The sequence below is a fragment of the Methanolobus psychrotolerans genome, from assembly GCF_002243045.1.
GTDB classification, from domain to species: Archaea; Halobacteriota; Methanosarcinia; order Methanosarcinales; family Methanosarcinaceae; genus Methanolobus; species Methanolobus psychrotolerans.
This window is the reverse complement of record NZ_MBKP01000021.1, coordinates 52,449-74,804: the sequence shown is the minus strand read 5'-3', so window position 1 is coordinate 74,804 and position 22,356 is coordinate 52,449. Positions and strand designations below refer to the sequence as shown.

Here is a 22,356-nt window from a genome sequence, read left to right as displayed (position 1 = left end):
CCTGCAGTTGCTGGTGTTATTAACGAAGCTGCAAGGACCATAAGCATTACAGTGCCTTATGGAACTGATGTAACAGGTCTGACTCCAACCATTGTTCATACGGGAGCAAGCATAACACCCGGGAATGGAATAGCACAGGACTTCACTAACCCGGTCACTTACACGGTAACAGCAGAGGACGGAACAACCCGGAGTTATACGGTAACAGTGACATCATTGCTGAACCCGGCTAAATCAATTACAGGTTTCAGCTTTACTGACCCTGCAGTTACTGGTGACATAAACGAAGCTGCAAGGACTGTAAGCATTACAGTGCCTTATGGAACTGATGTATCAAGCCTGATACCAGCCATTGTTCATACGGGAGCGAGCATAACTCCCGGAAACGAAGTGGCACAGGACTTCACTAACCCGATAATTTACACGGTAACAGCAGAGGACGGGACAACCCGGAGTTATACGGTAACATTATCAGTATTGCCAAACCCGGCTAAATCAATAACAGGTTTCAGCTTTACTGACCCTGCAGTTACTGGCGAGATCAATGAAGCTGCAAGGACTGTAAGCATTACAGTGCCTTACGGGACCGATGTAACAGGTCTGACACCAATCATTGTTCATACGGGAGCAAGCATAACTCCCGGAAATGGAATAGCGCAGGATTTCACTAACCCGGTAATTTACACGGTAACAGCAGAAGACGGAACAACCCGGAGTTATACGGTAACAGTGACATCATTGCTGAACCCGGCTAAATCAATAACAGGTTTCAGCTTTACTGACCCTGCAGTTACTGGCGAGATCAATGAAGCTGCAAGGACTGTAAGCATTACAGTGCCTTATGGAACTGATGTATCAAGCCTGACTCCAACCATTGTTCATACGGGAGCGAGCATAACACCTAGAAGCGGAGTGGCACAGGATTTCACTAACCCGGTAATTTACACGGTAACAGCAGAAGACGGAACAACCCGGAGTTATACGGTAACAGTGACATCATTGCCAAACCCGGCTAAATCAATAACAGGTTTCAGCTTTACTGACCCTGCAGTTACTGGCGAGATCAATGAAGCTGCAAGGACTGTAAGCATTACAGTTCCTTATGGAACTGATGTAACAAGCCTGATACCAGCCATTGTTCATACGGGAGCGAGCATAACACCTGGAAGCGGAGTAGCACAGGACTTCACTAACCCGATAATTTACACGGTAACAGCAGAGGACGGGACAACCCGGAGTTATACGGTAACAGTATCAGTATTGCCAAACCCTGCTAAGTCCATTACAAGTTTCAGCTTTACTGACCCTGCAGTTACTGGCGAGATCAATGAAGCTGCAAGGACTGTAAGCATTACAGTTCCTTATGGAACTGATGTAACAAGCCTGATACCAACCATTGTTCATACGGGAGCGAGCATAACTCCCGGAAATGGAATAGAGCAGGATTTCACTAACCCGGTAATTTACACGGTAACAGCAGAAGACGGAACAACCCGGAGTTATACGGTAACAGTGACATCATTGCCAAACCCTGCTAAATCAATTACAGGTTTCAGCTTTACTGACCCTGCAGTTACTGGCGAGATCAATGAAGCTGCAAGGACTGTAAGCATTACAGTTCCTTATGGAACTGATGTAACAAGCCTGACTCCAACCATTGTTCATACAGGAGCAAGCATAACACCAGGAAGCGGAGTAGCGCAGGACTTCAATAGCCCGGTAATTTACACGGTAACCGCAGAGGACGGAACAACCCGGAGTTATACGGTAACGGTGACATCATTGCTGAACCCGGCTAAATCAATTACAGGTTTTAACTTCGCAAATCCTGCAGTTACTGGCGAGATCAATGAAGCTGCAAGGACCATAAGCATTACAGTGCCTTATGGAACTGATGTAACAAGCCTGATACCAGTCATTGTTCATACGGGAGCGAGCATAACTCCCGGAAATGGAGTAGCACAGGATTTCACTAACCCGGTCACTTACACGGTAACAGCAGAGGACGAGACAAACAAAAGCTATACGGTAACAGTGATTGCAGAGGCACCAAAAAAGAATGCAGACCTCATCTCTTTAACTGTAAATATGGGAACCCTTGATTCAGAGTTCAGTGCTTCTCAAACGGGCTATATAGTCGATGTCGGTCATGATGTGGCAGCAATTGATGTAACTGCAATTCTGTCTGATATCAATGCATCGATGAATATAAATAATGAAGCAGCCACCAGTGGAGCAGCCAGAACAGTTGCACTCCAGAGTGCAGGAGAACAGACCACTATAACCATAATGGTGACTGCTGAGGACATTGAAGTCACAAAGAACTACACTCTAAATGTGAACCGTGCCAATGCGCCGGATATAAATCTGACATACTATATTGCAGTAGCAGATGTTGTAGGCGGCACCGCGAACGTAACCGTCGACAAAACAATTGCCGATGAAGATGAAACTGTAAATATAACTATTACTGATATTGAGACAGGAAAGCAATTCTCTTCCCTAAAAGTAATAGTGACAAATGGTTCTGTATCCACAACAGAAGTAACTCCCCAAGCTAACTATACCTTCCAGATGCCTGCGGAAAATGTAACTGTGGAAGTTACATTAACCACCGTTCAGATTACAACAACCGCAACACTTGGAGGTGGCGGAGGAGGAGGTGGTGGCGGGGGTACCACTGGTGAGGAATTCGAGAACATTGAGCTCAAGGATGTGAGTTCCACTTTTGTCGGCAAGGACATGTCCGTGATATTTGATTTCCGGAATGAGAATAACAATATCCAGTATATTGCTTATGAGTCATTGAAAAATGCAGGAACCATCTCTGCAACAATAGAGGTTCTAAAAGACAGATCAATCTTTGCCGACACCTTGCCCGAAGGAGAAGTTTACAGGAACATTAATATCTGGGTCGGAAAGACAGGATATGCAACCCCGGATAACATTGCAGATCCGGTTATTGGTTTCAGAATAACCAGGGACTGGATGGATAACAATGACATCGACACGGATAGCATTGTGCTCAACAGGTATGATGGCAGGTGGAACAAGCTTACAACTGTACAGACTAACTCTGACGATACTTACCTCTATTTTGAAGCAAGCACACCGGGGTTCTCACCCTTTGCCATCACAGGTGAACCCCGGGGTGAAAACGGAAGATTGGAAAGTGTTGCAGATGTCCTGAACTCCCCGGTAGATGAAATAATCTCAAAATCCAATGCTTCAATGATAAATGATACACAGCCGGATAAGACACTTTATGAGATCTCGGGCTTTGCCTGCGTCTTTATTTTATTTATTGTTTGCTTCTTGATAAGGAAGCAATAATTTCTATTTCAGAGCTAATGCTATTTTTAATACCAGAACATTCTCTTTTTTATTGAACAGCATACATAAATATATTTGTAATAATATATGAGTTACATATATAGTATATGGGATGCCGGGTCATTTATGGAAACTAAAAACAAAGTATTTATCATAATCTTACTGGTACTTTTATTCAGTACTCTAAACGCTTCTGCAATCTCGGATAATAACAATGCTAATAACGCTAGCCTTTTACTCCTGAAGGCAGGATATATAGATACAGGTAATGTTCCTGAACCTGAAGAGAAAACAAGTGGATCGCAAACCATGGGTATTTCAACATTGTCTGGGAAAGATGCGGAAAAATACTACATCGTACAATTTACCGGACCCGTGCAGGAGGCATGGAAACAGAACATTACATCAAAAGGAGCTTCTATTTACAATTATGTTCCAAACAATGCATTTGTATTCAGAATGTGTGAAGATGTAAAAAATCAGGTATATTCACTGGATTTTGTAGATTGGATCGGGGAATACAAACCATCATACAAATATGAACCAAAATTAGCAGACAACAAAAATGTTCAGCTTCTCGGATTGGAACCTGAAACAAAGAACACATACCGTGTACTTATTTTCTCTTCCACGGACAATGAAAGGATAACTAATGACATTGAATCCCTTGGAGGAAATATTCTTTCCAGTTCTGGAAATGTTTTCAAAATACAGACCTCATCGGATAAACTTGCTGACATAGCATCTATCAATGATGTCAAATGGATAGAAGAATACATTCAGCCAAAATTAACCAATAATATTGCTGCAGGAATTATCAACGTTGATACGATCCATGAAACTTATGGACTGAATGGCAATGGACAAATAGTGGCTGTTTGCGACAGCGGACTTGACATCGGTGTGAACAATAACTCAATGCATGCAGACATAAGAGGAAGGATACTGAGCATTACTGATGTAGCAAATGATGGAAGTTCTGCGGACCAGTCCGGTCATGGAACCCATGTTGTTGGATCGGTATTAGGAAATGGCTCACTTTCCGGAGGGTTATACAGCGGAATGGCACCTGAAGCAGAACTGGTATTCCAGGCGGCCGGAGATAGTACTCCTTACATCTATCTGCCAGATAATCTGAGTGAGCTATTCCAGCCAGCATATGATCTGGGAGCAAGAATACACACCAATAGTTGGGGAGGAGATGCAAATGGAGATTATACAATAATGTCACAACAAGTGGACCAGTTCATGTGGGAACATCCTGACATGCTTATCCTTTTTTCAGCAGGTAATTCAGGAAAAGACGCAAACTCAAATGGAGTCATAGATAATGATTCGATCGGGGAACCCGGAACTGCAAAGAACTGCCTTACCGTTGGTGCATCAGAAAATGAGAGAGGAGATACTTTTAACAGATCACCTTATTTGACGTGGGGAACAACATGGAATTATTCTGCATCCCCATTATTTGGAGACTACATGGCCAACAATCGAGAAGGCATGGCTGCATTCAGTAGCCGTGGACCTACCGATGATGGAAGGGTTAAACCGGAGGTTGTTGCACCCGGTACATTCATTGCTTCTACAAGGTCAAGTGTAGGAGGTAGTTCCGGCTGGGGAATCATTAATGACACTTACCTCTACATGGGAGGCACAAGCATGTCTACTCCAATCACCGCAGGATCTGCAGCTATTGTCAGACAGTATTATACAGATGTGGAAAACCTGAGCAGCCCGAGCGCTGCTTTACTGAAAGCAACACTAATAAACGGAGCATATAACATGGCACCCGGACAATACGGCACAGGTGCTACACAGGAAATACTGGGCAGACCTGACTATTCACAAGGATGGGGACGCATTGATATTGCAAACTCTATTTATTCCCAGTATCCAAAAGTAATCAGGTACTTTGACAATATACCCTTGAACTACAGCGAATCCTGGAATGTAAGTTATTATATATCCGGCACATCCGAACCACTAAGAGCAACACTGGTGTGGACAGATTATCCAGGGGATGCTTCTGTGGTCACACAACTTGTTAATAATCTGGACCTCACAGTAATTGGTCCTGAGGATACATATTATGGAAATGACGGAACTGACACCATAAACAATATAGAAGGTGTTGAACTGGTAAATCCATTTGCTGGAACATATACGATCATAGTTAATGGCACAAATGTCCCGCAGGGTCCCCAGAATTTCTCAATTGTCATTTCTTATGAGACAGTCGATTCATTCCCTGTGCCGGATTCTTATATAACTAACAGCACAACTGCAGTTTCAATGAACCTCACACATTCAGACGGAATTAATTCTAGCTCCATAAATATGACCATTGACGGTTCACATGTGACCCACTCCCTGGAAAATATCGATGGAGGGTATCTGGTACAAAACCTGACCGCACAACCATATTCTGATGGATATCACAATACAACTGTCAGTGCAATGACAAACCTGAGTGAGCTATTGACTTATAGCTGGAGATTTTATGTCAGTACTGAGGAGAACATAATTACAGTTCAGGGACTCGGAGAAAATGATGTGATACAGGAAAACACATTTGACATCATCATCAGTAGCAACAAACTGTGTGACTTCATGTATAATGTTGACAATGGAGCAAATTCCACGGAAGAAAGTGTATTTTCATTCAATACTACCTTTAACCTGAGCGAAGGTCGTCACAACCTTACAATCTTTGCTGAAGATGTTACAGGATATACAAATTTGACCACTGTTAATTTCACAGTATTTAACAGTCAGCCAGCTATTGATTCACCCACATCCGGAACAATATATTACCTGCCAGATAACACTTTTGTGATGAATGGAACTGCCGGAATCGCTACAAACGTTTCGGTTTATGTGAACGGGGTAATCACCAACGTTTCTTGCCCCGTTTCAGACGGAATGTTCAATATCAGCAATATTCCACTATCAAACGGGACAAATACCGTTGACGTTACTTCTATCTTTAATAATTCATTGAGCGATTATTTCAGTCCTAACATCACCCTATACCTGAGTCTTGGAGAGACTTTCAATACAAACGGAGATGACGAAGTAACCCTCCTTGTTCCAGGATTTGAAAGCAATATCAGTTATCCAACCCTGAACTTCAACATTACCGGCACATCTGCAAACCCGGGTAATATATCTGCTTCTTCTGCAATAGCTGAAGACCCAGAAAGTGGTTCTTATCTTACAGGCCCTGCAATTGACATTCGGGTATTGAATGGGTCAGATGCTGACTATTCATATCAGTTCGGAAGGAATGTGTCCCTTACACTGGGGTACAATCATAGCCTTGTTCATAACACCGGCAAGCTTGCAGTTGCATGGTATGACCCTGATGAAGGAATCTGGATACCATTCAGGAGTACGGTCAATATCTCTGCACATACGGTCACTGCAAATATCACTCACCTTAGCATTTATGTTCCCCTTGAAGATAACACTGCACCTGTCATCAGCAACCTGACAAATTCAAGTAGTAGCGCCTATGTAACTCTCACATGGGAATCATCCAGTGATACAGACCATGTGGAAATATGGAGAAACGGGGCTTTCCTTGAAAACAATTCTAATTCACATATCACAGACACTGGCCTTTCGTCAGTCACAAGTTACATCTATAGCCTAAAGCCTGTGGATTTTGTAGGTAACATCGGTAACTGGTCCAACATGACCGTAACAACCTCTACACAAACTACTGTCATATCCACTTCCTCCGGTGGTGGCGGGGGAGGAGGCGGTGGTGGCTCCACTGGTGAAGATCTAGAAAACATAGCGTTTAAGGATGTACTGTCAGTATATACCGCAAAGGACGAGATTGTTGACTTTGATTTTGACAGCGAGAATAATGACATCGAATATATCCGTTACACATCATTAAGGAATGCAGGAAAGATCAGTACTACCATTGAAATATTGAAGAATACATCCACTTTTGTAGATAACGCACCTTCCGGATTAATCTACAGGAATATGAATGTCTGGATTGGCAAGACCGGCTATGCCACTGAGAACAATATCAAAGATCCTGTTATAGGATTCAAGGTCAGCAAAAAATGGGTTCTGGACAATGACATTGATCCTTCCACCATAGTGCTGAAAAGGTACAGCGATGACACCTGGCAAATGCTTGATACAAAACAGACTGATCCGGATGATAACTACCTTTACTTTGAAGCAAGCACTCCAGGATTCTCTGTTTTTGCAATAACAGCAGAAGAGCCACTAATAACAGATGAGAAAGAAAAGACCGGGATAACTGTCATGGAATTGGATGGCAGCACTTTGATGGAAGATATAACCGATTCGAATACATCCACAGCAGATAACAATGAAAGAGAAGACAATGGAAAACTTCCTGCTGTATCAGGTATCACAACAATGCTGATATTGGCCATTGCCTGTGTGCTTGTCAGAAAATAGCAAAATTAATATTCAACTGCATACCATTAAGCACTGGAGAAATCAAAGTTGAAAGGAACAGTGCTTGGTATTGAGGGTACTGCATGGAACCTCAGTGCTGCCATCGTTAATGAGCAAGATGTGATTGCAGAAGTATCCGACATGTATCGACCCCCCACAGGCGGGATACACCCAAGAGAAGCAGCCCAGCACCATGCAAAGTATGCATCCTATGTTGTAAAAGGGGTGCTTGAGGAAGCAAAAAAGAAAGGGGTCGATGCTTCAAAGATAGATGCTATTTCTTTTTCGCAGGGACCGGGGCTTGGTGCCTGCCTGCGTACCGTAGCAACAGCTGCCAGGATGCTTGCAATAACCCTTGATGTACCGCTTGTTGGTGTGAACCACTGTCTTGCCCATGTAGAAGTTGGCCGCTGGAAGACTCCGGCAACTGACCCGGTCACCCTCTATGTAAGTGGTGCAAATTCGCAGGTTCTGGCTTACCGAATGGGAAGATACAGGGTTTTCGGGGAAACACTTGATATAGGGCTTGGAAATGCCTTTGATAAGTTTGCAAGGAATGCCGGGCTCGGACATCCTGGTGGACCTCAGATAGAGCAGTTTGCAAAAGGAGCTTCAAAATATATTCCACTCCCGTACGTTGTAAAGGGAATGGATCTTTCCTTTTCAGGCTTATCTACGGCTGCTACCGAAGCCCTGAAGAATAATTCCATGAAAGATGTCTGCTATTCTTATCAGGAAACGGCCTTTGCGATGGTTGTAGAGGTCACGGAACGTGCTCTTGCACATACCGGAAAGAACGAGGTCCTGCTGGCAGGTGGGGTCGGAGCGAACATGAGACTTCGGGAAATGCTGGACATAATGTGCACAGAACGTGGAGCTTCTTTTTACGTACCTGAAAAAAGGTTCATGGGAGATAATGGTGCTATGATAGCCTATCTTGGACTTCTTATGTATGACTCTGGAAATATACTTGATATTGAGAACTCCCACGTAAATCCTAATTTCAGACCTGATGACGTAGACGTTACGTGGCTCCCTAAAGATTTTGAAGAAAGGAGAGAGACATGTATCTGACAAGTGGTGCCGAAGCAACCGTGAAAGTGGAAAAGGGGATAATTATCAAGGAAAGAGTACCTAAGAGCTACCGTCTGAAAGAGCTTGATGAAAGGATAAGGAAGGAGAGAACAAAGGCTGAAGCCAGGTTGTTATCTGAGGCCAGGAGAGCGGGTGTTCCTACACCCATTATTTATGATATCGATAACTCCACGATAAAAATGCAGTATCTTGACGGGACTGCACTAAGATCTGTTATTGACGAGAAGCTTAGTGAACAAATAGGAATCCTTGTAGCTGAACTACATATGGCAGGCATTATCCACGGAGATCTCACGACTTCCAACCTGATACTTGTCAATTACAGGATCTACATGATAGACTTTGGGCTCTCTTTCTTTGACAGTTGTACAGAAGCACGGGGAGTGGATGTACATGTCCTGTTCCAGACATTTGAAAGTACACACGATAACCATGAAAAACTCATTGAGGCATTCTGCAGGGGTTACCGACAGGAATTCAGGCAGGCTGATGAAGTGCTTGAAAGAGTAAAAGAGATAGAGAAAAGAGGAAGATATGCGTAAAATCGTATTTGTCACAGGCAATAAGGGTAAGTTCAGGGAAGTGAAAGACATACTTGCATCCAAGGGGTTTGAAGTCGTACAGAACACCGATGGCTATCCTGAACTTCAGGAAGACACTTTGGAACCTATTGCAGCATATGGTGCAAAATGGGCATCGTCAAAACTAGGATTGCCTGTCATTGTAGATGATTCGGGGCTTTTTATCAATGCACTCAATGGTTTTCCCGGACCATATTCTGCATTTGTTGAAAAGAACCTTGGAAACAGCCGAGTCCTTAAGGTAATGGAAGGTGAAACTGAAAGGTCAGCAGTGTTCAAGTCCGTTATAGGATACTGTGAACCCGGTGGTGAACCACTCACATTTACAGGAACTGTGAAAGGAAATATTGCCTTTGAAGAACTGGGTGCCGGAGGATTTGGATATGACCCCATATTCGATTATAATGGAAAGACCTTCGGAGAACTTGGTGATGAGGTAAAGAACAAGGTTTCACATCGTCGAAGGGCACTTGATAAGTTTCTGGAATGGCTGGAGTAAAAATAGGTAGGGGGAAGAAAGTGGGGACTAAAGAGACTTCATTTCTCAGGGATACGCGTGGTATTGACACTGTTCCTCTCAAGATGGTATTCTATCTTGCAGTGACAGGAGTCATCATATTCCTTGTAGCCTCTTCCTGGAACAGCTTATCTCCTGTTTATTCAAAAGCAAAGGACAGCAAGCAGATAAATGATGCTGCACTTGAATTGCTGTCAATACAGAATGGATATGCAAGGAACGTTCAGGAACAGAACGGTCCGGACGGATCCACATGCACTATTGGACTTTCCATGGATGATGTCGAATATCTTGCATTTGGAGTTGATCCAGACCCGGACATGAATGGTAACCTTACTGACACACAATGGGTTCAGGAAAACAATACGATAATCTGCAAGTATGTAAACGGCGCTAAAAACAGATATAATATTGATGGAAACATAATCCTTTTCAAAAAAGGAACATTGGATTATACTGGAAAGTGGACCCTAGATAACGATCATGATATAAATAAAAGCCTGGGAGTAGTAATTGAAGGACCTTTGGAAGGTAACTTCAATTTTGAACTGGTCCTTGCAGAGAAAAAATATACACTTTCGCACTTTTGATATCTTCTTTACTTTTTATATGATCTTTAATATCTCAGCAGGATGTACTTTTCATCGAAGTAGGCACCTGGTGTTGTAAAGTCAAACACTACAAGAGCTCCGGCCTCCGGCCTTACCTGGAAAGAAACTTCTGTTCTGGGGGCGAGACCTTCATACTCCTCGTCATCTTCAAGGAAAACTCTCCGTATATCCACTACTACTTCCATTATGTCACCTGTCCTTAATACCGGTTGCGTGGCTTTGAAAACGGTCTGATCACGAGTTCGTATAGGACTGACAGAGAAATATTCCTCTGTAGGCAAATGTATCTCATCACTTGTATCTGCAGTATCATATCGGATATTAGCAACATGTGAACCATCCGACAGATAAATAATCAGTTGTGACAGATCAACGTCCTCACTACCTGGACCAAGAGATACAGAGATATGTAACTTTGTTATCTGGCCATAGTCAACTGCATCGCTCACAATAACCGTACCTGAGGTACTGCCTGATGTATCAGAGACTGTGAAATTATGAGAGCCGGCGCGTGAGAAACGATATTCATAATAGGAACCATCCTCAACTGAAGTGGCATCTTCACCGTTTACAGAAATATTAAACGCCCCTGAAGAAGAGATCCACTCAACCATTTCACCTTTGGAACAACTTAAATTGGCATCTGAAACTACACCGTCTGTGACCGTCACCGTGGTATATGTAGCACGCTCACCTTCCACACGGTCAATCCTCATATTGGAAGCAACTTCACGTGTTGTTTCCTGACCGGTCTGGGATGCTTTTTGCTGTAGCACACCAGAAGTCTTGATTAAAAGAGCCGACGCTACTGCCGCTACAAGTACCATGGATATGAAAATGATAAGGGTACCTATACCTACCTGTGCACGGTTGTCACTGTGCATTAATTGCTTCTGATTTGCTTTCGTGCGATTCCCTCATGAAACGTTTTAGCAATCGTGTAACAGGATTATATTGCTAGTTATACTATATTAATCCTGTTATTTAATGTTTTTGAATTGTCCTTATAGATAGTATCATCTTAATATCCATAAGGATTTATATATCGGGTTATAACGTGTCTTATATTTAAAATAACCTGTAAACTCGATTATAGCCGACTGTAAAAGATTATACAAAACAGGATTTCTCCATGAGAATTGCACGGGCTGGTGCACCATCACACCCAATCAATTTTAATGGAAGGCATACAAAAAAGTAAATGCCAGAAACTACTTCCGATAAGTGCAAATGCTCAACAATGTTTATTCCATTGCGCAAAAACAGACGATGATTGGGCAGAGAGGATTCAGAGTCAACTGAAAGAGTATCAACTCCTACTACCCGAAATCCGTGTTCAAGTATCCAGGCACCAGCAGTTGCCGCAAGCATCCTAGGGGAAGCCACAATTCCCGATGACCCTGAAAATGCTACTGTTTTGATCAAAAGTACATCGATACTATATTCATCTGCATATTCCACATAACATTTTTTAAGCTCATCTGCGGTAATGCAACCTTCCCCGGAAGAAAGGTCCAGCAAAACAGCGTTTCCAACAAACGATGCAGGATCAATTACATCAACATTTATCCCATTCTCAAATACATGGGAAGGAGCATCAACATGAGTGCCGGTATGCGTGCCAATGCTAATCCTGGAGACTACAAAACCATCTTTTTCGATAAAAGAAACTTTTTCGATAAGCGGTATTGGATCGCCTTCATAAACCGGAGTATCTGCAGAGATACCGGTGGTTATGTCTATTATTTTTCCTGGCATTTCAAACTAAGAAAAAGAGTGATTCACTCCAGAAAACGGAGCGAGTTGTCAAGAACAGCATACGCCTGTTTTTCAGTCAATCCTGCACCCATGGCCACTTTAAGAGCAAACTCCCTTGTAATGAGATTGTCCGGGCTGTGGGTATCCGTATCAACTACCAGAGTAGCACCTGCCTCCATGCCGATCCTTGCAACATGACCGTTGGTCCTGTTGTGCCCATTCCGGGCAGTAATCTCAAGACACACGTCATTGTCACGGGCATTCTCAGCTTCCTCAATTGTAATAAAGCCAGGGTGTGCAAGTATATCCACATCTGCAAGCTCGACTGATGCAGCATTGGTGCCAGGCATGACGGGTTCATTTATCGTTTCACCGTGAACCACCACGACCTCAGCGCCCAGCTCTTTTGCCATCCTTGCAAGAGGAGCTATCTTACGAGGTGGAACGTGAGTTATCTCCACACCTACAAGGACCCGGATATCGAACTCGTCCTCCAGGTATTTGGCCTTGCTTACGTTTTTTATAACATGTTCCACATTTGTGAAATCAACGTGATCTGTGATACCTATTGCCCTGTATCCGTGAACTACCGCCCTTCTTACAAGTTCACTGGGAATCAACTCCCCATCACTGAAAATAGAATGAGTATGCATATCTATCATAAGAATACCTCATATAAGAATACCTCATTGAGTCTGAGAATGAGTTATTATATGTCCTGAAATTAGATAAAGTCATTCGTAGGAAAACAAAACTAATAATAAAATAATATTAATTATAATATTGATTATAATAATCTTAATTTATAGGCAATGCCTACAAATAAAAATATTCGTAAAACTATGAATCTCTAATCAGAAAAGATGAAAGATAAGCAGATCATCATATCAATACATCCATTTTTTAAAAACATGTAGCTTATTTTTGTTCATTATTTGATCAAATACTTTTGTAAGCCCTTGCAATGTTGTAGATTACTCCTTCATGCTCCACTGGGAAAAGATTTAGAGTAAATACATTCAATGCTTCATGATAGGCATCAACAGCCATTTCAACATTACTTTCTTTATTTTCTATTTCCGACATGACAAAATAGGCATTCCCAAGATTATTCTGGACAGTAGCAAACTCCATTGGACGGCTTTCGAGAGTATACACTTCAAGAGCGTTATTGAAACAAACTATGGCATTGTTTATGTTACTCTTTCTATCGCTGAACCGGGACAATTCAATATACAGGTTTCCCAGGTTGTTCTGAACTCCCGCATACTCCATAGGATAAGTACCATATCTGAAAACTCTCAGAGACTCATCATATGCACTAAGAGCATCCTGAAGATTCCCTACATCCCCTACAGCATTGCCCTTCTTACGCAAGGCATTACCAAGCTTGTTGTTTATAGATGCAAAGTAGACAGGGTCCACAGCTAGGGAATAGTAATCAAGTGCTTCAATATAATAACCGATAGAATTGTTGAGATTCTCTTCATTATCATGAAAAGCGTATAATTTTATGTACGCATCGCCCAGACTGTACTGCACCATAGCATATTCAGCCGGATACGCGCTCTTTGTGATGAATTTCAGGGAAGAATCATAGGCATATATACTGTTCTTCAGGTTACTTGAAGCATTTGCGGTATCTGTCAGAGCCATTTCGTCGTAAGTTCTACCACGATAATAGTTGTTCATCCCATATTCAAGGGGAAACTCATTTGAAGATATCATCCCGAATACAGAATTGTAGACCTGCAATGCATGATCATAGTTACCTTCGTCCCGCAGTGCTGATGCCTGCCACCAGGCAGAATCTATTTCATGCAATGTTTTTTGCTGTTGTATATAGTCACCAAAAAAACCATAGCCAGCCACAAGAACCACGATAATGGCAAGGAATACAGGAAGGTATTTGGAACGATTTTTAGGAGCAGGGATTTCCGCATTCATATGACCAGATTCTTAAAGTTTTACAGAACCTGTTTTAGATGGAAGTAGTTCTGTTCAATAAAGTACTACACGTACATTTGCTAATCTTGTATAAAAAATATACTGTTTAAATATATAAGTGTAAATGGCAATTTCATACCTGATGAATGGATTTATCTCGTTTTCGAATAACTTCTGCAAAGGCAAAGTTAGGTTTTACATCCATTATCCTTATCCTCACATAATCCCCAATATCAACACCTTTTACAAAAACAACAAAATTATCTATCAGAACTGCACCATCACCACTTGAACCGAGTTCATTTATCTCAACATCAAATTCATCGCCACGCCTGACAGGCGATGTGAGGAACTTCTTGCCGACTATATAAATTTCAGCACTCTGGGATCTTGAAGCCTGTGGGGAATAAGAACGCGTGAAAGCGAAATTGTTCTTTACTTCTTCAAGGAAAAACTTGAACATATCGCCCTGGAAGACCTTGACCACAAAGTGTCCTCCGGGTTTAAGGATCTTCTTTGCACATCCAAGAGCTGATCTTGTAAGGTCGATGGACCGCCCGTGATCAAGACTCCAGTTTCCACTGAGATTTGGAGCAGCATCACATATAACAACATCTACTCCTGCATGCCCAACAAGATCTAGTATCTTTTCGATCGTCTTATCAGAAGTGATGTCACCTACAATCGTTTCAACACCATCGATCGGAGATATTCTCTTTAAGTCAACACCAACAACCCGTCCGCCTGATAGCTGCTTTGCAACTTCCAGCCAGCCACCGGGAGCCGCACCCAGATCAACCACAGTATCTCCCTCTGTGATGATATTGTGTTTCCCATTTATCTGAAAAAGCTTGTAAGATGCCCTTGAACGAAAGCCTTCGTCCTTAGCTTTCCAGTAATATTTATCGCGCCTGTCTCTTGCCATATGGATCAGTTACCTGATAATACCTAAAAGTCAAATACCTTGTGCCGACTTCAGAGTTTCGATCCTGCTACTGAGCCCCTGTATCTCAGCCCCAATAGCAGACATGTCACCCGGAAGCCAGAAATTGTAATCATAATACTGGTTCAGTATATCACTATACCTGTGTTCAAGGTTTTCGAGGTCTTTTTGATGGAACTTTCCCTTGTTAATAGAATCTATTTTACTTTCCAGGTTCTTTATTCTTTTATGAAGATTCTTGCTAAACCTGCTTGCCACCCTGCTAAGATCAACTTCTCTCTTTGTCATCTCAAGTATGTCAATGACCTCACTCAGTTCAAAAGGGATTTCAGGAAATGCATTCGGCCCTGATATAAAATATGAAAGATCATTCTCTTCCAGGCCTTCTACCTCTTCCCAGGACACAACAGCAATGAGATGTTCCTTTTCAGCATCTTCACATATATTTTTTATCGACGGCTGAGTTAGCGGAACACTGCCCCTGAGCAAGGACAATTCTTTTGCAACTGTGTATATTTCTACGACAGTCAGGGCACCAAGAGCATCTATTACCCCACAAAGCTCTTCTTTACTTATCATATCGATCGACCTCATCAGAACCTATATCTACGATATACCAAAATCTGTTTCAGTACATCTGACATATTATGTTTTTCGATGTGAATATCAGATGAAGAGACTATTTGATTAATAGACAAAGGAACATCTGTAGTTATTTCTCTTGCAAGCTGTGGATCACCTGCTAAGATTATGTAATCTAGGTTTCCTTCAAATTCGTCAAGCAAACTCTTAAGGGATAGCTTTACCTTATCAATATGATGCGCAATATCCTCACCCCTTAGGCGCTCAAACCGCCTCTGGCTAAAACCTCCCTTTGAATGCTTGGCCTTCACACTGCTTTTGATCATCTGGAATGAGTCAAATTCTTCAGAGTCAAGTGAACAGCCTACAAAGGACTCACCTGCATGCGCAACCAGAACACACACGCTTAAGCCTTCTTTTAGAGAGGAAAGTAGAGGAGTTGTGTCAAAAGTGGCTCCGGTATCCCAGTAAGACCTTTTCAATGGCAAAGGAGGAACGATCAGTTCATTTACCAGATGATCAGGTGAATGGAATAATACAAAACCTGTGGATGAATCGATCTTCCCGACCAACGTGAGAGTTTCACTGTCTAACCTGTCGGCCAGGGTTTCATTATCTTTTATGCTATCAAGTTTATCTCCGGAAGCAATGTAGACCGTAAGCAAGGACTCTGCCGGGTACTTTAGAGACGAAATGGACAATAGGAACTCTTCAGTCTGCTGTTTGTTGAACAGGTCAACACGGGTGAATGATAATTCCTCGGGTGCATCAGTCCTTTGCCTCTCAAGCTCATGCTCCATAGTGAGGAGCTTTACCTCTGCCACCTTAAGCTTTTCTTCTGCCTCCTGCTTTGCTGCAATGGCTTTCTTTTCAGAAACTAGACCTTTTTCATACCTGATATTGGCTGTTTTCACATCCAACTCAAGTTCAAGTATGTGTGACTGAAGCTTGTTGATCACGTTCTCCAGTTCTTCTTTACCGGAATATTTTCTGAAGATATAGTTGATATTGTTAATGACCTTGTCTTTTTCGACCATCTAACTGCAATAAAAGCTTCCTCTGTAAAAAATCTGCCTATATGAAACGAGAATATCAACCATAAATGAACTTAATGGGCAAAAGAATTAAAATTCTAAAGTAAAATGAAAAATGTAAATAAAAAAAAGAACTCAGGCATCCATCACAAGACGGAAGCCTGTGGATGAATCACCATCACGAGGGTCATTTTTTGTCCTGTATGCAGTATAAAGTGCATTTTCCTTGCTAGAGTAACTGCCGCCTCTGGTAACTCTCATGGAATTAACCCCATTGTCAACTGCACTGCCGTCCTCTTTTGCGCCAGAATAACTATCCACCCAGCTATCCTGCACAAATTCCCAGACGTTTCCATGTATGTCATAAAGTCCCCACGGATTTGGCAGTTTTTCACCTACGTTATGGGTTTTGTCATAGGAGTTTACCTGATACCAGGCATAATCTTTCAGGAAAGGTCCTTCTTTTTCATTAATTTCCCCAAAAGAGTATAATGTGTTTGTTCCGGCCCTTGCGGCATATTCCCATTCGGCTTCTGTTGGAAGCCTGTATTTTGTGGTGCCTTCTAGCTCATTAAGCTTGTCAATGAAATCCTGGACATCGATCCATGAAACACTTTCAACCGGCTGGTTGTCACCTTTGGAACTTGAAGGATTGCTGCCCATGACTGCCTTCCATTGAGCCTGTGTCACTTCATATGTACCGATGTAGAATGAATTTCGCAGCCTTACCTCATGGACCGGCTGGGAATAAGCATACTTTGATGTACCCATGCTGAAACTTCCGGCTTCGATACGCTGGAATTCAATCCCTATGGAGTTTGTGAACTCGTCACCCAGATCACCACTGCTTGCCGTTGAACTGCTTGCTTTATTGTCACTGCCATTATCATCTGAAGTACATCCGGTTGCAGAAATAGCAAACAGGAGAACTGCCAGAATTATTATTACTTGTTTTGTACCTATCCGCATAATAAGGCCTCTCTGACTCTTTCCTCAGGCATAATGATATTAATAGATATCTATTTGCACCCCATAGAACAGCATCATATCTGGTGTCCGGGCATGCGCTCAGATGTCAGTCATACTTTTCAATAAAATAACCTAGCAGGCTTCCAAGTATAACAGTCATGATAAACATAGGAATAAGACTTACAGGATTATTCCACCCTATCAATATCCCTACAGGAATAAGCAGTAATAAGGAAATGACAAGCCCCTTCAAAGCAGGAGATAGTTTCAGGCTTGATGTGGATATGATAAATCCTGCAACCACCCAGTGAAAGAAAGCTGACATGTTGGCATCCCATGTTAGATTTTGAATTACCATTGGGATTACGTCAATAACACCTGCACCGATTCCAAGTAAAACACCTTTTTTGACCTTATCTGAGTTTGCCAGAGTATTCCCTCCAATAGATTATAATCCCCTATCACATGACTTAAATCTGCCTCTTGCTCATTCCTCAAAATACTCAAACGCATCGATTATGTCCAGATAAACTCCATCAAATCCCGCATCGAGTATCATATCCAGGTACGCATCCTCATTTCCATAGATGACAGACTGCCACTCCTCATTCCAGTAGCGTACCTTGTAATTGCCCCCCCAATCGGGATTTTCAGCTTCAAGCCATTCAGAAGAGCCAGTACTCCATGATCCATCCCAGTAGTACCGGTAGTCCTCAGCTTCACCGATGCTCATGTAGGCAATCACCCGTCTTGAGCCACCATTTGATTTGGTTTTCAGGGAAGAGATATCATCTGATGTCAGAGGCAAATCATAAAAGAATAGATCGATAAGAATTACATCGTAGTCAGTTTCCTGTAAGCTTTCCAGAAACTCTTCCTTGCTGCCAGATTCCTCCGGATTGATGATGTACAGGAAGTTCTCAGCATCATCAAGAGATTGAATGTCGTTACTGTTGACATTGTATGGCTCTGCTGGATAATCCGGGATCGTATCAAGGTCCCTGCTGTCAGCAGCAAAGGAGATGTAACCCCGGTTTGCATTCTCACGATATGAAGCATTGACAAAAGATTTAGTCCAGCAGTAATCGGTTACCAGTACAACTACACCGTTGTCCCTGGCAACATCCAGCAACGATGCCATGTATTCCGAATCTTCTTCTTCTGTTGCCACGTTGTCATCATCGTAACCAAAGAAGAGATCTTCCCTGCCAACTCCGCCAATGGCTGCAATGTAATCCTGTACAATCGGATCATCCGCCTCTCCGCCGGATGTCAGAAGTTCCTGACCGTTCTGCGGGATGATCATGAAATCCGGGTTCTTCTGTTTTGAGTAAGTGCTGATGCCGATGACAAAATCACGCATTTGCTGGCGATAGTCTGAAACTGATGTGAAAGGTTCGGTAGTTCCAGAAGCATCAGATTCAGTGATTTCTGAAAGGTCATTCGTCTTGGGAGACTCAGGAATATTCGTTCCATTACCTGAACACCCAGATGTAAGGACTATGAGCGTAATGAGAAAAATAATTGCCAGTAATTTCAAATCCATATATAAGTAGTATAGGAAGAACAAGATAAACGTTAGTATTTACCTGCTTCAAAATCAGGATTCATCCACACCATGGGAATATCAGCCTCAAATCCCCCGTCCTTTCTCCTGATCTTTTTCTCCATCCTGCCTTCCTCCACAAAACCAAGAGACTTGTAAAGGCTTCTGGCCGCGTGGTTACTTTCCTTTGCGATCAGCTCGACCCTGAGAACCTCGGGGTGTTCCTTCCTTACCGTTTCAAGCATGGTTGTGAAAAGCATCCTGCCGATTCTCTGTCTCTGGAAGGACGGGTGCACGGCGATGGTCAGGTGCTCGAACACATGTGAGAACACACTGAGAGATGAACGGTAGGTGTGTAGATCAGCGATTATGCGGTCATTCTCAGTATCATCAACCACGAGGATGATGCCATCTTTAAGACTGTTGGTGAGGAACTTGTGTATGTACTCCTCTGTGACCTCATGAGGTTCACGGATAATGCCACCTGAAATTGAGGCTACCTCACGATAGAGAGTCAAGAGTTTGGATTTGTCTGCGATGGTTGCAGGACGCGGGACAAAGGGAGAGGTCATAATGGGGATGATATGGAACAATAATATTGGAATTTATCGTAAGTGGATGGGAATGAATCTAATATATGGGCTCTATAAAGTTGATTACGTACCTACGTAAGTTAATATTAATTGGAATTATGGGAAAGTGCCGCCTTCGGCGGGATGATAATTCATTTACACAAATGTAAATGAAAATAAATATAAAGAATTATGTTAAAACAACCTTCCCATTTTAAATACTAAAATCCACTTATTCATCAAATAAGGACGGAATATGCCTCAGATTCCAAATGAACACCCGACACTCTGGATTAGATCCACTAGATCAGAATCGCTGAAAGGCAAGACCATCGTACTTGCAGTCACAGGGAGCATTGCCGCTGTAAGGACTGTGGAACTTGCCCGGGAATTTATCCGCAGGGGCGCAGATGTCTATGCAGTTATGAGCGAGGCTTCCGGGTGGATAATCAACCCCATGGCCCTGCATTATGCAACCGGGAATGAGGTCATCACCGCGATCACGGGAAAGGTTGAGCATGTGGAGTTCTTTGGCAACCTCGGCAGGGCAGACCTGTTGCTTGTGGCTCCTGCAACAGCCAATACCATCGGCAAGATAGCGGCGGGGATAGATGACACACCTGTAACCACCTTCGCAACCACAGCCATCGGTGCAGGCAAACCGGTAATGATAGTGCCTGCAATGCATGAGGACATGTACGATCATCCGGCTGTCATGGAGAACATAGAGAAAATGAAAGGCTGGGGGATCAACTTCATCGGACCGAAAATAGAAGAAGGTATAGCAAAGATAGCCGGAAATGATGAGATCGTACTTGGGGTTGAGAGGGCTATCGGAAAAAGAACACTCTGCGGGAAGAAGGTACTCATTACAAGCGGGTCTACGGCGGAATCTATTGATCCTATACGGATACTTACTAACAGGGCATCCGGGAAGACTGGGAATGAGCTGGCCCTTGAAGCCTACCGCAGGGGTGCTGATGTCACCATAGTGCACAGGAACAAGCTCGGAGTTTCAGGTATCAACGAGATATATATCGAAACAGCGGCTCAGATGACCGATGCAGTACTTGATGAACTCGCAAAGGGATATGATGTACTCATAAGTTCTGCTGCAATTGCAGACTATACCATTGATGCAAGCAGGCAGAAAATAAAATCTGGAGAAGGACTTGAATTATCATTCAAATCCACACGCAAGCTAATAAAAGAAGCAAGAAAGGCGTATCCGCAGGTGAAGATAGTCGGGTTCAAGGCTGAAGCCGGAGTGAACACGGAAGAGCTGCTTAAAAGGGCGAAGCAGACCCTTGAAAGTTCCGGGCTTGATATGATAGTTGCCAATGAGGTCAGCAAAGGTGGCATTGGGGCTGACACTAATAATGTTACTATAATATACTCCGGCGGAAAGGATAATCTCAATACTGAAGGTTCCAAAAGTCTTATTGCAAATGTCCTTATGGATGAGATAACTGGACTGCTAACATCAAAGGACGAAGAATAGATGCCATGCAAATCATACAAAGATAATGTGACTGCCAAGGCTTTTGCACCGGCCCATATTACAGGTTTTTTTCAGATACACGACCACGATGACCCTATTAAAAAGGGTTCAACAGGATGCGGAGTGGTGCTTGACGGTGGCATTCACACCACCGTAACAATTGGCGAAGAAATAGATGATACAGAGATATTCCTCAACGGAACAAAGGTCACCGGAGATACCAGCCGGGCTGTTGTGGAAACCATCACTGAATTTCCTGTGAAAATTGAAAGCATGTCTGACATACCCATAGGATGCGGGTTCGGAGCATCAGGGGCAGGAGCACTTGGAACCGCCTATGCACTGAACCACGCCCTAACACTTGACCTTACCGCAAGCCAGCTCAATGATATTGCACACGTGGCAGAAGTAAGTAATCGCAGCGGTCTGGGAGATGTTACAGGACAGGCACACGGCGGGATTCTTATCCGAAAAACACCCGGAGCACCATCCATAGCATCTGTTGACTGGATACCTTCAAAAGAAGAAGATGTCTACTGTGTGGTTCTCGGGGAACTGTCTACAAAATCAGTCCTGAGCAACCCAGGGACGGTCAAGGACATCAATGCTGCCGGAAGGGAAGCCATGAAAAAACTAATTCGACGGCCTTCAGTTGATAATTTCATGCTCTGCTCAAGAGAGTTTACCATACAGAGCAGGCTTGCCAGTGATGAAGTCAATGATGCTATTGAAGCAGCAGGATCTATCGGAGTTACAGCATCCCAGGCAATGCTTGGAAATACAGTATTTTCAATGCCTTCGCCATCACTAAGAAAAGAGCTTGAAAATGTCTTTTCGGATTTTGGGACTGTGCTCAGATTCAGGATAAGGACTGGCAGCATAAAAATTACCTGAGTGAAAACATATTTAAGATTTCCA

19 protein-coding genes are annotated in these 22,356 nt (G+C 42.9%); 9 read left to right on the top strand and 10 right to left on the bottom strand.

Features of this window, described 5'->3' with window-relative positions; translation table 11 throughout:
- From BB781_RS08880 to BB781_RS08855, 6 genes are all read left to right on the top strand, one after another.
- Positions 1 to 3,333, top strand: a 3,333-nt coding sequence (locus BB781_RS08880; RefSeq protein ID WP_094228141.1) for a DUF5018 domain-containing protein, incomplete at its 5' end; no start/stop codon positions are given.
- A gap of 126 nt (positions 3,334 to 3,459) precedes the next feature.
- Positions 3,460 to 7,782, top strand: coding sequence for a PGF-pre-PGF domain-containing protein (locus tag BB781_RS08875; protein WP_164997834.1), 4,323 nt, complete (start codon positions 3,460 to 3,462; stop codon positions 7,780 to 7,782).
- Between the two features lie 48 nt (positions 7,783 to 7,830).
- Complete coding sequence (locus tag BB781_RS08870) at positions 7,831 to 8,856, top strand: bifunctional N(6)-L-threonylcarbamoyladenine synthase/serine/threonine protein kinase (protein WP_094228139.1); 1,026 nt, start codon at positions 7,831 to 7,833, stop codon at positions 8,854 to 8,856.
- Complete coding sequence (locus BB781_RS08865; protein ID WP_094228138.1) at positions 8,847 to 9,419, top strand: Kae1-associated kinase Bud32; 573 nt, start codon at positions 8,847 to 8,849, stop codon at positions 9,417 to 9,419. Before BB781_RS08870 ends, BB781_RS08865 begins: the two co-directional genes overlap by 10 nt.
- Positions 9,412 to 9,957, top strand: coding sequence for an XTP/dITP diphosphatase (locus BB781_RS08860; RefSeq protein WP_094228137.1), 546 nt, complete (start codon positions 9,412 to 9,414; stop codon positions 9,955 to 9,957). The genes BB781_RS08865 and BB781_RS08860 overlap by 8 nt, the downstream gene beginning before the upstream one ends.
- A 20-nt stretch (positions 9,958 to 9,977) precedes the next feature.
- Positions 9,978 to 10,565 carry a hypothetical protein gene (locus tag BB781_RS08855; RefSeq protein WP_242492592.1) on the top strand — a complete coding sequence of 196 codons (588 nt, stop codon included), beginning with the start codon at positions 9,978 to 9,980 and terminating at the stop codon, positions 10,563 to 10,565.
- 26 nt (positions 10,566 to 10,591) lie between these two features.
- Here BB781_RS08855 and BB781_RS08850 read toward each other — a convergent pair whose 3' ends face one another.
- The 8 genes from BB781_RS08850 to BB781_RS08815 all read right to left on the bottom strand — a co-directional run bounded on the left by BB781_RS08850 (position 10,592) and on the right by BB781_RS08815 (position 17,819).
- Positions 10,592 to 11,470: an archaellin/type IV pilin N-terminal domain-containing protein gene (locus BB781_RS08850; RefSeq protein ID WP_094228135.1), complete on the bottom strand. Its 879-nt coding sequence runs from the start codon at positions 11,468 to 11,470 to the stop codon at positions 10,592 to 10,594.
- A 226-nt stretch (positions 11,471 to 11,696) separates the two neighbouring features.
- The gene (locus BB781_RS08845) at positions 11,697 to 12,344 is read right to left on the bottom strand and encodes a cyclase family protein (protein ID WP_094228134.1); all 648 of its coding nucleotides are present in this window, start codon (positions 12,342 to 12,344) and stop codon (positions 11,697 to 11,699) included.
- A 23-nt stretch (positions 12,345 to 12,367) separates the two neighbouring features.
- Positions 12,368 to 13,006 (bottom strand): histidinol phosphate phosphatase domain-containing protein, encoded by a 639-nt coding sequence (locus BB781_RS08840; RefSeq protein WP_094228133.1) that lies wholly within the window; start codon positions 13,004 to 13,006, stop codon positions 12,368 to 12,370.
- 277 nt (positions 13,007 to 13,283) lie between these two features.
- Entirely contained in the window at positions 13,284 to 14,291 is a 1,008-nt protein-coding gene (locus tag BB781_RS08835; RefSeq protein ID WP_094228132.1) for a tetratricopeptide repeat protein, read from the bottom strand.
- 133 nt (positions 14,292 to 14,424) lie between these two features.
- Entirely contained in the window at positions 14,425 to 15,216 is a 792-nt protein-coding gene (locus BB781_RS08830; RefSeq protein ID WP_094228131.1) for a 23S rRNA (uridine(2552)-2'-O)-methyltransferase, read from the bottom strand.
- A gap of 30 nt (positions 15,217 to 15,246) precedes the next feature.
- Complete coding sequence (locus BB781_RS08825) at positions 15,247 to 15,813, bottom strand: DUF7109 family protein (protein WP_094228130.1); 567 nt, start codon at positions 15,811 to 15,813, stop codon at positions 15,247 to 15,249.
- Positions 15,814 to 15,827: 14 nt separating this feature from the next.
- Positions 15,828 to 16,853: a Vms1/Ankzf1 family peptidyl-tRNA hydrolase gene (locus tag BB781_RS08820; protein ID WP_094228129.1), complete on the bottom strand. Its 1,026-nt coding sequence runs from the start codon at positions 16,851 to 16,853 to the stop codon at positions 15,828 to 15,830.
- Between the two features lie 132 nt (positions 16,854 to 16,985).
- Entirely contained in the window at positions 16,986 to 17,819 is an 834-nt protein-coding gene (locus BB781_RS08815; RefSeq protein ID WP_094228128.1) for a formylglycine-generating enzyme family protein, read from the bottom strand.
- Between the two features lie 158 nt (positions 17,820 to 17,977).
- Between BB781_RS08815 and BB781_RS15720 the strand changes: the two genes are divergently transcribed.
- The gene (locus BB781_RS15720) at positions 17,978 to 18,130 is read left to right on the top strand and encodes a hypothetical protein (RefSeq protein ID WP_164997833.1); all 153 of its coding nucleotides are present in this window, start codon (positions 17,978 to 17,980) and stop codon (positions 18,128 to 18,130) included.
- A gap of 176 nt (positions 18,131 to 18,306) precedes the next feature.
- Here the strand turns inward: BB781_RS15720 and BB781_RS08810 are convergent, their stop codons facing one another.
- A complete protein-coding gene (locus tag BB781_RS08810) occupies positions 18,307 to 19,365 on the bottom strand; it encodes an endo alpha-1,4 polygalactosaminidase (RefSeq protein WP_164997832.1) in 1,059 nt (352 codons plus the stop codon).
- 32 nt (positions 19,366 to 19,397) lie between these two features.
- Positions 19,398 to 19,937 carry a GNAT family N-acetyltransferase gene (locus BB781_RS08805; RefSeq protein ID WP_094228127.1) on the bottom strand — a complete coding sequence of 180 codons (540 nt, stop codon included), beginning with the start codon at positions 19,935 to 19,937 and terminating at the stop codon, positions 19,398 to 19,400.
- Between the two features lie 256 nt (positions 19,938 to 20,193).
- On the opposite strand from BB781_RS08805, the gene coaBC reads away from it, so the two are divergent.
- The gene (gene coaBC / locus BB781_RS08800) at positions 20,194 to 21,438 is read left to right on the top strand and encodes a bifunctional phosphopantothenoylcysteine decarboxylase/phosphopantothenate--cysteine ligase CoaBC (RefSeq protein ID WP_094228126.1); all 1,245 of its coding nucleotides are present in this window, start codon (positions 20,194 to 20,196) and stop codon (positions 21,436 to 21,438) included.
- Positions 21,439 to 22,332 (top strand): pantoate kinase, encoded by an 894-nt coding sequence (locus BB781_RS08795; RefSeq protein WP_094228125.1) that lies wholly within the window; start codon positions 21,439 to 21,441, stop codon positions 22,330 to 22,332. It abuts the gene before it with no gap.
- The last annotated feature ends 24 nt before the right edge of the window (positions 22,333 to 22,356 follow it).